Source organism: Streptomyces sp. NRRL F-4489, assembly GCF_001509485.1.
Taxonomy (GTDB): Bacteria; Actinomycetota; Actinomycetes; order Streptomycetales; family Streptomycetaceae; genus Streptomyces.
Genome location: NZ_LLZI01000232.1, coordinates 71,924 through 84,594, shown reverse-complemented (window position 1 = coordinate 84,594; position 12,671 = coordinate 71,924). Strand labels below are relative to the sequence as shown.

Annotated in this window: 12 protein-coding genes; all 12 read left to right on the top strand. The window is 71.7% G+C overall.

What is annotated here, in order from left to right:
- Positions 1–20 precede the first annotated feature (20 nt).
- The 12 genes from ADL22_RS20380 (at position 21) to ADL22_RS20325 (ending at position 12,598) form a co-directional block, all read left to right on the top strand.
- Positions 21–1,460 (top strand): UDP-N-acetylmuramoyl-tripeptide--D-alanyl-D-alanine ligase, encoded by a 1,440-nt coding sequence (locus ADL22_RS20380; RefSeq protein WP_066981485.1) that lies wholly within the window; start codon positions 21–23, stop codon positions 1,458–1,460.
- A 5-nt stretch (positions 1,461–1,465) separates the two neighbouring features.
- The gene (gene mraY / locus ADL22_RS20375) at positions 1,466–2,530 is read left to right on the top strand and encodes a phospho-N-acetylmuramoyl-pentapeptide-transferase (protein ID WP_066981482.1); all 1,065 of its coding nucleotides are present in this window, start codon (positions 1,466–1,468) and stop codon (positions 2,528–2,530) included.
- Positions 2,527–3,978, top strand: a complete 1,452-nt coding sequence (gene murD, locus ADL22_RS20370) for a UDP-N-acetylmuramoyl-L-alanine--D-glutamate ligase (protein ID WP_066981479.1) — start codon at positions 2,527–2,529, stop codon at positions 3,976–3,978. Before mraY ends, murD begins: the two co-directional genes overlap by 4 nt.
- A 59-nt stretch (positions 3,979–4,037) precedes the next feature.
- The gene (ftsW, locus tag ADL22_RS20365; RefSeq protein ID WP_066981476.1) at positions 4,038–5,387 is read left to right on the top strand and encodes a putative lipid II flippase FtsW; all 1,350 of its coding nucleotides are present in this window, start codon (positions 4,038–4,040) and stop codon (positions 5,385–5,387) included.
- A gap of 6 nt (positions 5,388–5,393) precedes the next feature.
- Positions 5,394–6,485, top strand: a complete 1,092-nt coding sequence (gene murG, locus ADL22_RS20360) for an undecaprenyldiphospho-muramoylpentapeptide beta-N-acetylglucosaminyltransferase (protein WP_066981474.1) — start codon at positions 5,394–5,396, stop codon at positions 6,483–6,485.
- Positions 6,486–6,507: 22 nt separating this feature from the next.
- Complete coding sequence (locus ADL22_RS20355) at positions 6,508–7,323, top strand: cell division protein FtsQ/DivIB (protein ID WP_066981470.1); 816 nt, start codon at positions 6,508–6,510, stop codon at positions 7,321–7,323.
- A 282-nt stretch (positions 7,324–7,605) separates the two neighbouring features.
- Entirely contained in the window at positions 7,606–8,844 is a 1,239-nt protein-coding gene (ftsZ, locus tag ADL22_RS20350) for a cell division protein FtsZ (protein ID WP_066981467.1), read from the top strand.
- Between the two features lie 14 nt (positions 8,845–8,858).
- Positions 8,859–9,611 (top strand): peptidoglycan editing factor PgeF, encoded by a 753-nt coding sequence (gene pgeF / locus ADL22_RS20345; protein ID WP_066981464.1) that lies wholly within the window; start codon positions 8,859–8,861, stop codon positions 9,609–9,611.
- The gene (locus ADL22_RS20340) at positions 9,608–10,342 is read left to right on the top strand and encodes a YggS family pyridoxal phosphate-dependent enzyme (RefSeq protein WP_234430779.1); all 735 of its coding nucleotides are present in this window, start codon (positions 9,608–9,610) and stop codon (positions 10,340–10,342) included. The genes pgeF and ADL22_RS20340 overlap by 4 nt, the downstream gene beginning before the upstream one ends.
- A 124-nt stretch (positions 10,343–10,466) precedes the next feature.
- Positions 10,467–11,087 carry a cell division protein SepF gene (locus ADL22_RS20335; protein ID WP_066981459.1) on the top strand — a complete coding sequence of 207 codons (621 nt, stop codon included), beginning with the start codon at positions 10,467–10,469 and terminating at the stop codon, positions 11,085–11,087.
- Between the two features lie 67 nt (positions 11,088–11,154).
- Positions 11,155–11,448 carry a YggT family protein gene (locus tag ADL22_RS20330; protein ID WP_066981456.1) on the top strand — a complete coding sequence of 98 codons (294 nt, stop codon included), beginning with the start codon at positions 11,155–11,157 and terminating at the stop codon, positions 11,446–11,448.
- A 49-nt stretch (positions 11,449–11,497) separates the two neighbouring features.
- On the top strand, positions 11,498–12,598 hold the full coding sequence (locus tag ADL22_RS20325) for a DivIVA domain-containing protein (RefSeq protein WP_066981453.1): 1,101 nt from the start codon (positions 11,498–11,500) through the stop codon (positions 12,596–12,598).
- Positions 12,599–12,671: the final 73 nt, after the last annotated feature.

The following is a 12,671-nucleotide window of genomic DNA, read 5'->3' as shown; positions in this document are numbered from 1 at the left end:
CACGGCCCCGGGGGTGACCTGTGATCTCCCTGACCCTCGCCGAGATCGGACGCATCACCGGCGGGCAGCAGCACGACATACCGGACCCGGACCGCGTGGTCACCGGGCCGGTCGTCTCCGACTCCCGGGCGGTCCGCCCGGGTGGCTTGTTCGTTGCGTTCGCCGGTGAGCGGGTGGACGGCCACGACTTCGCCGCGGGCGCGGTCGAAGCCGGTGCGGCGGCCGTCCTCGCGGCCCGCCCGGTCGGTGTCCCGGCGATCGTCGTGGACGACGTCGTCGCAGCTCTCGGCGCTCTCGCCCGCGCCGTCGTGGAGCGGCTGGGCACCACCGTCATCGGCCTGACCGGCTCCGTCGGCAAGACCGGCACCAAGGACCTGATCGCCCAGCTGCTCCAGCGGCACGGTCCCACGGTGTGGCCGGAAGGCAACCTCAACAACGAGATCGGGCTGCCGCTCACCGCGCTCCGCGCCGACGCCACCACCCGCCACCTCGTGCTGGAGATGGGCGCCCGCGGCATCGGCCACATCCGCTACCTCGCCGAGCTGACCCCGCCCCGCGTCGGCGTGGTGCTCAACGTCGGCTCCGCGCACGTCGGCGAGTTCGGCGGCCGGGAGAAGATCGCGCAGGCCAAGGGGGAACTGGTCGAGGCGCTGCCGGCCGCCGAGGACGGCGGGGTGGCGGTGCTCAACGCCGACGACCCGTTCGTCCGCGCCATGGCGTCCCGCACCAAGGCCCGCACGGTCTTCTTCGGCGAGTCCGCCGAGGCGTCGATCCGTGCCGAGAATGTCCGGCTCAACGCCCTCGGGCAGCCCGCCTTCACGCTTCACACACCCTCCGGGTGCGGCGATGTGACCATGCGGCTGTACGGTGAGCACCACGTGTCGAACGCGCTCGCCGCGGCCGCCGTCGCCCATGAGTTGGGCATGCCCGCAGACGGGATCGCCACCGCGCTCTCCGAAGCCGGCACGCTCTCCCGCTGGCGGATGGAGGTCACCGAGCGCGCGGACGGCGTGACGGTCGTCAACGACGCCTACAACGCGAACCCCGAGTCCATGCGAGCGGCGCTGCGTGCGCTGGTCGCCATGGGCGCCGCCAAGTCGGCGGAGGGGGGCCGCACGTGGGCGGTGCTCGGTGAGATGGCCGAGCTGGGCGAGGAGTCACTCGCCGAACACGACGCGGTCGGACGGCTGGTCGTCCGGCTCAACGTCAGCAAGCTCGTGGCGGTCGGCGGCAGGGAAGCGGCCTGGCTCGACATGGGCGCCAAGAACGAGGGTTCGTGGGGTGAGGAGTCGGTGCACGTGTCCGACGCGCGGGCGGCGGTCGACCTGTTGCGCAGGGAGCTGCGACCGGGAGACGTCGTGCTGGTGAAGGCGTCCAGGTCGGTGGGTCTGGAGCGGGTGGCCGCGGCATTGCTGGACGGCGAGGGTGCCGGGACCGAGGGCGGGGCCGCGTCCCGATGAACTCCATGAAGCAGATCCTCTTCTCCGGGATGATCGGGCTCTTCCTGACCCTGATCGGCACCCCCCTGCTCATCAAGCTGCTGGCCAGGAAGGGGTACGGGCAGTTCATCCGCGATGACGGCCCGCGCACCCACGGCAGCAAGAAGGGCACGCCCACCATGGGCGGTATCTCCTTCATCCTGGCCACGATCATCGCCTACGCCCTGACGAAGGTGATCACCTCCAGCGACCCGACGTTCTCGGGCGTCCTGGTGCTCTTCCTCTTCGCGGGCATGGGCCTGGTCGGCTTCCTCGACGACTACATCAAGATCGTCAAGCAGCGGTCGCTGGGCCTGCGGGCCAAGGCGAAGATGGCCGGCCAGCTGATCGTCGGCATCGCCTTCGCGGTGCTCTCGCTGCAGTTCGCCGACCTGCGGGGCGCCACCCCGGCCTCCGACCGGCTCTCCTTCACCCAGGACTTCGGCTGGCAGATCGGCCCGGTGCTGTTCGTCATCTGGGCGCTGTTCATGATCCTGGCGATGTCCAACGGCGTGAACCTCACCGACGGCCTCGACGGCCTGGCCACCGGCGCCTCGGTGATGGTCTTCGGCGCGTACACCTTCATCGGCATCTGGCAGTACCAGGAGTCCTGCGCCAACCAGATCACCGCCGGACCCGGCTGCTACGAGGTCCGCGACCCGCTCGACCTGGCGGTGGTCGCCTCGGCCCTGATGGGCGCCTGCTTCGGCTTCCTGTGGTGGAACACCTCGCCCGCCAAGATCTTCATGGGCGACACCGGTTCGCTGGCCCTGGGCGGCGCGCTGGCCGGTCTGGCGATCTGCTCCCGCACCGAACTGCTGCTGGCCGTCCTGGGCGGTCTGTTCGTCCTGATCACCATGTCCGTGGTCATCCAGGTCGGTTCGTTCCGCATGACCGGCAAGCGGGTCTTCCGGATGGCGCCACTCCAGCACCACTTCGAACTCAAGGGGTGGTCCGAAGTCCTTGTCGTGGTCCGGTTCTGGATCATCCAGGGCATGTGCGTGATCGTCGGTCTGGGCATCTTCTACGGCGGCTGGCAGGCGGCGAAGTGACCGTGTACGACCCGCGCTCCCCGGAGGACTTCGCCGGACACCGCGTGACCGTGGCCGGCCTCGGCGTGAGCGGCGTCCCCGCCGCCCGCGCCCTGGCCGGGCTCGGCGCCCGCGTCACCGTCGTCAACGGCGGCGACGGCGAACGGGAGCGGGCCCAGGCCGCCGAACTGGAAAAGCTCGGCATCACCGTCCGGCTCGGCGACGGCGAGACCCTCCCCGAGGGCACCGAGGTCGTCGTCACCTCCCCGGGGTGGAAGCCCACCAGCCCGCTCTTCCGGGCGGCCGGGGAAGCCGGCGTCCCGGTATGGGGCGATGTCGAACTGGCCTGGCGGCTGCGCGGCCCGCACTCCGCCCCCTGGCTGGCGGTCACCGGCACCAACGGCAAGACCACCACCGTCCGGATGCTGGCCGCGATCCTGTCCGCGGCCGGGCTGCGCACCGCCGCGGTCGGCAACATCGGCGTCCCGCTGGTCGACGTGGTCCTCGGCGAGGGCCGCGCGCAGGAGACCACGTACGACGTCCTGGCCGTGGAGCTCTCCAGCTACCAGCTGCACTGGGCCCCGTCCGTACGGGCGCACTCCGCGGCCGTGCTCAACCTCGCGCCGGACCACCTCGACTGGCACGGCTCCATGGAGGCGTACGCCGCCGACAAGGGCCGGATCTACGAGGGCAACACCGTCGCCTGCGTCTACAACGCCGCCGACCCGGCCACCGAGGACCTGGTCCGCGCGGCCGACGTCGAGGAGGGCTGCCGGGCGATCGGCTTCACCCTCGGCACCCCGGGCCCGTCCCAACTCGGCGTCGTCGACGGCATCCTCGTCGACCGCGCCTTCGTCGAGGACCGGCACCGGCAGGCCCAGGAGCTGGCCGAGGTCGCGGACGTCACCCCGGCCGCGCCGCACAACATCGCCAACGCGCTGGCCGCCGCCGCGCTGGCCCGCGCCTTCGGCGTCCCGGCCGCCGCGGTCCGCGCCGGCCTGCGCGCCTTCCGCCCCGACGCGCACCGCATCGAGCACATCGCGGACGTCGCCGGGGTCGCCTACGTCGACGACTCCAAGGCCACCAACACCCACGCCGCCGAGGCGTCGTTGGCGGCGTACGAGCCGATCGTGTGGATCGCCGGCGGCCTGGCGAAGGGCGCCACCTTCGACGAGCTGGTGGCCGGGGCCGCCGGGCGGCTGCGCGGGGTGGTCCTGATCGGCGCCGACCGGGCGCTGATCCGCGACGCGCTGGCGCGACACGCCCCCGATGTCCCTGTTGTCGACCTGGAACGGACCGACACTGGGGCGATGTCCGAAGCGGTGCGGCGGGCGGCCGGCCTGGCCCGGCCCGGCGACACCGTGCTGCTGGCGCCGGCCTGCGCCTCGATGGACATGTTCGTCAATTACAACGAGCGGGGCGAGGCGTTCGCCGCCGCGGTGGGCGAACTGGCCGCCGGCGGTCACTAGCCCGGTGCTCCCCGCTGCCGCCCTCCCCGGCGGCGAGCGCACCTGTGGAGGGGACGACGATGACCGCCCGACCGGCGAAACCGGCGCCGCGCCCGGTGCGCCGGACCCCCGCGACGGCGCGCCCGGCGCGGGCCGGCCGCACCCCGGCCGGCCCGCGCGGGCTCTACCTCCGGGCCCGCCGGGCCTGGGACCGTCCGCTGACGGCGTACTACCTGATCCTCGGCGGCAGCCTGCTGATCACCGTCCTGGGGCTGGTGATGGTCTACTCGGCCTCCCAGATCAAGGCGCTCCAGTCCGGCCTGGCCCCGTCGTACTTCTTCCGCAAGCAGCTGCTGGCCGCCGCCCTCGGGGGCGGACTGCTGCTGCTCGCCTCCCGGATGCCGGTCCGCCGGCACCGGGCGCTGGCCTATCCGCTGCTGGCCGGATCGGTGTTCCTGCTGATCCTGGTGGCGATCCCCGGCATCGGCGTCGCGGTGAACGGCAACCAGAACTGGCTCAGCCTCGGCGGCCCTTTCCAGGTGCAACCGAGCGAGTTCGGCAAACTGGCGCTCGTCCTGTGGGCCGCCGACCTGCTGGCCCGCAAGGAGGAGAAGCGGCAGCTGACCCAGTGGAAGCAGCTGCTCGTACCGCTGACGCCGGTGACCTTTCTCCTGCTCGGGCTGATCATGCTCGGCGGCGATATGGGCACCACCATCATCCTGACCGCGATCCTCTTCGGGCTGCTGTGGCTGGCCGGCGCCCCGACCCGGCTGTTCGCCGGGGTGCTCGGCGCGGCCGCGGTGCTCGGCGCCCTGCTGATCAAGACCAGCGCCCACCGGATGTCGCGGCTCGCCTGCATCGGCGCCACCGACCCGGGCCCGGGCGACCAGTGCTGGCAGGCCGTGCACGGCATCTACGCGCTGGCCTCCGGCGGGCTCTTCGGTTCGGGCCTCGGGGCGAGTATGGAAAAATGGGGAGAACTCCCCGAACCGCACACCGACTTCATCTTCGCCATCACCGGGGAGGAACTGGGACTGGCGGGGACGCTGTCGGTCCTCGCCCTCTTCGCGGCTCTAGGCTATGCGGGTATCCGCGTGGCCGGACGCACGGAGGACCCCTTCGTACGGTACGCAGCGGGTGGCGTGACCACCTGGATCATGGCCCAGGCCGTGATCAACATCGGTGCGGTGCTCGGTCTGCTGCCGATCGCCGGAGTCCCGCTCCCGCTGTTCTCCTACGGGGGTTCCGCCCTGCTGCCGACGATGTTCGGGGTCGGGCTGCTGATCGCCTTCGCGCGTGACGAGCCCGCCGCACGGGCGGCGTTGACGGCGCGGTCGGCGCGGAGGCCGGCATCCGGCAGGAAGCCGGCCGGGGTGAGATGGAAGACGATGAGACGGCGCGCCATGAGGCGGCCGTCCGGAGAGCGGTGAATTTCGGTGCATGTCGTACTCGCCGGTGGGGGGACCGCCGGCCACATCGAGCCCGCGCTCGCCCTCGCGGACGCCCTGCGGCGGCAGGACCCGACCGTGGGGATCACGGCACTCGGCACGGAGCGCGGCCTGGAGACCCGGCTGGTGCCCGAACGGGGCTATGAACTGGGCCTGATCCCGGCCGTCCCGCTGCCCCGCAAGCCCACCCCCGAACTGATCACCGTCCCCGGGCGGCTGCGCGGCACGATCAAGGCGGCCGAGCAGATCCTGGAGCGCACCAAGGCGGACTGCGTGGTGGGCTTCGGCGGCTATGTCGCGCTCCCCGGCTACCTCGCCGCCAAGCGCCTGGGCGTGCCGATCATCGTCCACGAGGCCAACGCCCGCCCCGGCCTGGCCAACAAGATCGGGTCGCGGTACGCCAGCTTCGTCGCGGTCAGCACGCCGGACAGCAAGCTGCGCGGCGCCCGCTACGTCGGCATCCCGCTGCGCCGCTCGATCGCCACCCTGGACCGCGCCGCGGTCCGCCCGGAGGCGCGCGCCGCGTTCGGGCTCGACCCCAACCTCCCGACGCTGCTGGTCTCCGGCGGTTCGCAGGGCGCCCGCCGGCTGAACGAGGTCGTCCAGGCCGCCGTGCCCGCCCTTCAGCGCTCCGGCATCCAGGTGCTGCACGCGGTCGGCCCGAAGAACGAACTGCCGCACGTCGACAACATGCCGGGAATGCCCCCCTACGTCCCGGTACCGTATCTGGACCGGATGGATCTCGCGTACGCCGCGGCCGACATGATGCTCTGCCGCGCGGGCGCGATGACCGTCGCCGAGCTGTCCGCCGTCGGGCTGCCGGCCGCCTTCGTCCCGCTGCCCATCGGCAACGGCGAGCAGCGGCTCAACGCCCAGCCGCTGGTCAACGCCGGCGGCGGCCTGCTGGTCGACGACGCCCAGCTGACCCCGGAGTGGGTGCAGAACAACGTGCTCCCGGTCCTGGGCGATCCGCACCGGCTGTACGAGATGTCCCGCGCGGCCTCGGAGTTCGGCCGCCGGGACGCCGACGAACTGCTGGTCGGCATGGTCTACGAGGCGATCGAGCAGCACCGCAAGTAGCGGACGAGAGAAGGCGGAGAGCGTGGCCGGACCGACCACCGCCAGACGCGGCGCGACGACGTCACGGTCCGGTCCGCCTGCGCCGCCCGGGGCCCGGCGCTTCCGGCTGCCGCGCCCGCGGCTGCGGCTGCGCCGCCCGGGCCGCCGCGGTGTGATCATCATCGCGGTTCTCGCGGCGCTGCTCGGCGGGTTCGGCGCCTGGGCGCTCTACGGTTCGGACTGGCTCCGGCTGGAGAGCGTCCGGGCCGCCGGCACCCAGGTGCTCACCCCGCGGGAGGTGGTCGCCGCCGCGGCCGCGCCGCTGCACACCCCGCTCGCCTCGGTCGACACCGACGCGATCGAACACCGGCTGCTGGCCCGGCTCCCGCGTATCAAGCGCGTCGAGGTCACCCGTTCCTGGCCGCACACCCTCGGTCTGGAGGTGACCGAAAGGACGCCGGAACTGCTGCTGCAAACGAACGGGAAGTTCGAGGAAGTGGACGGCGAGGGCGTCCGGTTCGCCACGGTGGCCCGCGCTCCCAAGGGCGTACCGCTTCTGACGCTGACCGTTTCCGACCCGGCGGGTTCGCGGCGTTTCGGAACCGGTCGTTTGCTGCGCGCCGCGGTCGCCGTCGCGCGCGACCTCCCGCCCGCCGTCCGCCCGGACGTCCGGTCCGTCCGGGTCCGCTCGTACGACGCGATCAGCCTCGAACTCGCAGGTGGCCGCACGGTGCTGTGGGGCAGCAGCGAGCAGGGTGCCGAAAAGGCGAAGGTGCTGGCAGCGCTGCTGAAGGCGGCGCGTGACGCGCGCCACTTCGACATCTCGGTCCCCAGCGCGCCCGCGGTGTCCGGGAGTTGACGTACCGCGACGCAGGCCAGCACCCTGGATGGCTACGACTATGGGTGATCACATAGGGTGAAAAGAAAAACGGGAGGTTCGGCGTGTTCGTTGAACGCGCGCGCCTTGTCGACTTAGTGTCTCGTTCCAAAGGGACCGTGGAACCAGGAGCACAGGCACAGTAACCCTAAACTTCAGGCTTAGGGTTCGGGTCGGCAGAGACGGACCACCCCTTCGGCATCAGTCGGCGTCCACACGCAATGTGCGGCGACGACACGTAAATCGAGGCGAGAGGCCTTCGACGTGGCAGCACCGCAGAACTACCTCGCAGTCATCAAGGTCGTCGGCATCGGCGGCGGTGGCGTCAACGCCATCAACCGGATGATCGAGGTCGGGCTCAAGGGCGTCGAGTTCATCGCGATCAACACCGATGCGCAGGCGTTGCTGATGAGCGACGCCGACGTCAAGCTCGACGTCGGCCGCGAGATGACGCGCGGACTCGGCGCCGGCGCCAACCCCGACGTGGGCCGCAAGGCGGCCGAGGACCACCGCGAGGAGATCGAGGAGGTCCTCAAGGGGGCCGACATGGTCTTCGTGACCGCGGGCGAGGGCGGCGGCACCGGCACCGGGGGTGCCCCGGTCGTCGCCAATATCGCCCGCTCCCTGGGCGCCCTGACGATCGGTGTGGTCACCCGGCCGTTCACCTTCGAGGGCCGCCGCCGCGCCAACCAGGCCGAGGACGGTATCGCGAGCCTGCGCGAAGAGGTCGACACCCTCATCGTGATCCCCAACGACCGCCTGCTGTCCATCTCGGACCGCCAGGTGAGCGTGCTCGACGCGTTCAAGTCCGCTGACCAGGTGCTGCTCTCGGGCGTCCAGGGCATCACCGACCTGATCACCACCCCGGGCCTGATCAACCTCGACTTCGCCGACGTCAAGTCCGTGATGTCCGAGGCCGGCTCGGCGCTGATGGGCATCGGCTCGGCGCGCGGCGACGACCGCGCGGTGGCCGCCGCGGAGATGGCGATCTCCTCGCCCCTCCTGGAGGCGTCGATCGACGGCGCCCGCGGTGTGCTGCTCTCCATCTCCGGCGGCTCCGACCTCGGTCTCTTCGAGATCAACGAGGCCGCGCAGCTGGTCAGCGAGGCCGCGCACCCCGAGGCCAACATCATCTTCGGCGCGGTCATCGACGACGCCCTGGGCGACGAGGTCCGGGTGACCGTCATCGCCGCGGGCTTCGACGGCGGCCAGCCGCCGGCCCGCCGCGACTCCCAGCAGACCGGTATGCCGGCCCCCAAGCGCGAGGAGACCGCCCCGGCGCCGGTCCGCTCCGTGCCGGCCGACCCGCCGCGCACCGCCCCGTCGTTCGGCGGCCTCGGCACCCTGCCCCCGGTCCGCGACGAGGCCCCGGCGACCGCCGAGTCCTCCTCGCCGGGCGAGATCTCCACCCCGCCGAGCGGCCCCGCGCCGTCGGTCCCCCCGGCCCGTCCGTACTCCGACGCCGCGGCCGAGGAGCTGGACGTCCCCGACTTCCTGAAGTGATGTAAAGCACCGACGTGATAGGGCAACAGCACCACGTGAGCGGCGCGCACTTCGCCTTCACCGACAGGTGGGGCGGGGTGAGCGCCGCTCCGTATGAGCAGCTCAACCTCGGCGGCGCGGTGGGCGACGACCCCGCCGCCGTCCGTACCAACCGCGAACGGGCGGCCCGCGCGCTGGGCCTCGACCCGGCCGCGGTGGTCTGGATGAACCAAGTCCACGGCCGGGACGTCGCGGTGGTCGACGGCCCCTGGACCGGGGACGCGATCCCGTCCGTGGACGCGCTGGTGACCACCCGGCGCGGACTGGCGCTGGCCGTGCTGACCGCGGACTGCACCCCGGTCCTGCTGGCCGACCCGGTCGCCGGGGTCGCGGGCGCCGCGCACGCCGGCCGGCCGGGCCTGGTCGCCGGGGTGGTCCCCGCGGTCCTGGCCGCGATGACCGAGCTGGGCGCGCAGCCGTCCCGGATCCTGGCCTACACCGGGCCGGCGGTCTGCGGGCGCTGCTACGAGGTCCCCGAGGCGATGCGCGCGGAGGTCGCCGCGGCGGTGCCGGAGAGCCGGTCGACCACCTCCTGGGGCACCCCGGCGGTGGACGTCACCGCGGGCGTGCGGGCCCAACTCGCCGCGGGGGGCGTGCCGTTGCGGGAGCAATCGGCGGTCTGCACCCGGGAGTCGGCGGACCACTACTCGTACCGACGCGACCGCACGACCGGGCGGCTCGCCAGCTATGTATGGCTCGGGGACGCCCCCGGAGAGGCTCTGCTGTGACCGACGACCGCAGAACGCAACTGGCCGACAGCCTCGCGCGGGTGGAGGATCGTATCTCCACCGCCTGCACCAAGGCCGGCCGGGCCCGTGACGAGGTGCAGCTGATCGTCGTCACCAAGACCTACCCGGCGAGCGACGTCCGGCTGCTGGCGGAGCTGGGGGTGCGTCAGGTCGCGGAGAACCGCGATCAGGAAGCGGCACCGAAAGCGGCCGAATGCGCCGATTTGCCGCTGACTTGGCACTTCGTCGGTCAGTTGCAGACCAACAAGGTGCGCTCCGTGGCCCGCTACGCCGGGGTCGTCCAGTCCGTGGACCGCCCCCGGCTCGTCACCGCGCTCTCCAAGGAGGCGGTCCGGGCCGGCCGGGAGCTGGGCTGCCTGATCCAGGTGGCGTTTGACGTCGAATCAGGACAGGACGGGCGGATCACCGGCGACCGCGGCGGGGTGGCGCCCGAGGGCGTCGCCCAGCTCGCCGAGGTGATCGCCGGCGCCGAAGGGCTGCGCCTGGACGGAGTGATGACGGTCGCTCCGCTGACCGGACCGTACGCCGGACGTCAACGCGCCGCGTTCGAGCGGCTCATGGAAATCTCATCCGACCTGCGCGCGACCCATCCTGCTGCCACCATGGTGTCAGCAGGTATGAGCGCGGACCTCGAGGACGCCGTGGCGGCCGGGGCGACACATGTGCGCATCGGCACCGCGGTACTCGGAGTCCGACCACGGCTCGGGTAACGTCGCCAAGCAAGTCGGACCACAGCACAAAATATGGTCATTCCCGCAGGAAGCGGGGCAGGCCGAGTGGATCCAAGGCCCCCGGTGACGGAGCCGATCCACCACAGAGCGGAGGACGCAGAGAATGGCCGGCGCGATGCGCAAGATGGCGGTCTACCTCGGCCTCGTGGAGGACGATGGGTACGACGGCCGGGGGTTCGACCCCGACGACGAGTTCGAGCCCGAGCTTGACCCGGAGCCCGATCGGGGGCGGCGGCAGCAGCACCAAGTGCAGGCCGAGACACGCCCGGAGCGGGAGGAACCGGTCCGCGCCACGACCCCTCCGGCACCGCGTGAACCCGCCCCGCTCGCCGCGGAAAGCGGACGACCCGCGCGTATCGCCCCCGTGGCATCCATCACACCCGAACGTCCGAACCTGGAGAAGAACGCACCGGTGATCATGCCCAAAGTTGTGTCCGAGCGGGAGCCTTACCGCATCACCACACTGCACCCCCGGACCTACAACGAAGCCCGTACCATCGGGGAACACTTCCGTGAGGGCACTCCGGTGATCATGAATCTCACGGAGATGGACGACACGGACGCGAAGCGACTTGTCGACTTTGCGGCCGGTCTGGTCTTCGGACTGCACGGGAGCATTGAACGGGTGACGCAGAAGGTGTTCCTGTTGTCGCCTGCTAACGTCGATGTCACGGCGGAGGACAAGGCCCGTATCGCAGAGGGCGGGTTCTTCAACCAGAGCTGAGACGCAACACCGGGCACACCAGGGCCGTTAAGGTCACAACAGGAGCAAGGGGAGAGGGACGCGCGAGATGAGCATCGCTGGTCAGGTGATCTACATCGCGCTGTACTGCTTCCTGATCCTGCTGATCTTCCGCCTGGTGATGGACTATGTCTTCCAGTTCGCCCGTTCATGGCAACCCGGCAAGGCGATGGTGGTGATTCTTGAGGCCACCTACACTGTCACCGATCCGCCACTCAAGCTTCTGCGGCGGGTCATCCCGCCGCTGCGTCTCGGGGGCGTGGCGCTCGACCTGTCCTTCTTCGTATTGATGATCATCGTCTACATCCTGATCACCGTCGTGAGGTCGGTGTTGTTGGTGTGAACGATACGGTCTTGCCGATTGCCGACGACTACGTTGAGGTGAAGTAGAGATGCCGTTGACCCCCGAGGACGTGCGGAACAAGCAGTTCACAACCGTCCGCCTCCGAGAAGGCTATGACGAGGACGAGGTCGATGCCTTCCTCGACGAGGTCGAGGCCGAACTGACCCGCCTGCTCCGGGAGAACGAGGACCTGCGCGCCAAGCTGGCCGCCGCCACCCGGGCCGCCGCGCAGAACCAGCAGCAGGGGCTCCGCAAGGGTCCCGACCAGCAGCAGGAGCAGCAGCAGCGGCCGGGGGCACCGGTGCCCGCCGCCATATCCGGTCCGCAGCCGGTCCCGCCGCAGCAGCAGGGGATGGGTGGCCCGCCCCAACTGCCCGGTGGTGCACCGCAGCTGCCCCCCGGTCCCGGTGGCCACGGTCCGCAGGGCCCGCACGGTCCCGGCCCGATGGGCCAGGGCGGCCCGCTGGGCGGTCCGATGGGCGGTCCCGGACAGCAACTGCCGCAGGCCCCCCAGCAGCAGGGCGGCCCCGGCGGTGACAGCGCGGCGCGCGTGCTGTCGCTGGCGCAGCAGACCGCCGACCAGGCGATCGCGGAGGCCCGTTCCGAGGCCAACAAGATCGTCGGCGAGGCGCGCAGCCGCGCCGAGGGCCTGGAGCGGGACGCCCGCGCCAAGGCCGACGCGCTGGAGCGGGACGCGCAGGAGAAGCACCGCGTGGCGATGGGCTCGCTGGAGTCGGCCCGCGCGACGCTGGAGCGCAAGGTCGAGGACCTGCGCGGCTTCGAGCGCGAGTACCGCACCCGCCTGAAGTCGTACCTGGAGAGCCAGCTGCGCCAGCTGGAGAACCAGTCCGACGAGTCGCTGGCCCCGCCGCGGACCCCGGCGGCCGCCTCGCTGCCGCCGTCCCCGTCGATGGCGTCGGCCGGTGCGGGCACCATGGGCGGGAACCACACCATGGGCGGCAACCAGTCCATGGGCGGCAACCACTCGATGAGCAGCCCGTCCAGCGGCGGCCCGTCGTACGGCGGCCAGCAGCAGATGTCGCCGGCGATGACCCAGCCGATGGCGCCGGTGCGGCCGCAGGGGCCGTCGCCGATGCAGCAGACGCCGTCGCCGATGCGCGGCTTCCTCATCGACGAGGACGACAACTGACGGACCGCGGACGCCGCTAGGCGCGCCTCACGTCGGCAATCAGGGCCGGGCCCCGGGGGAACTCCCTCGGGGC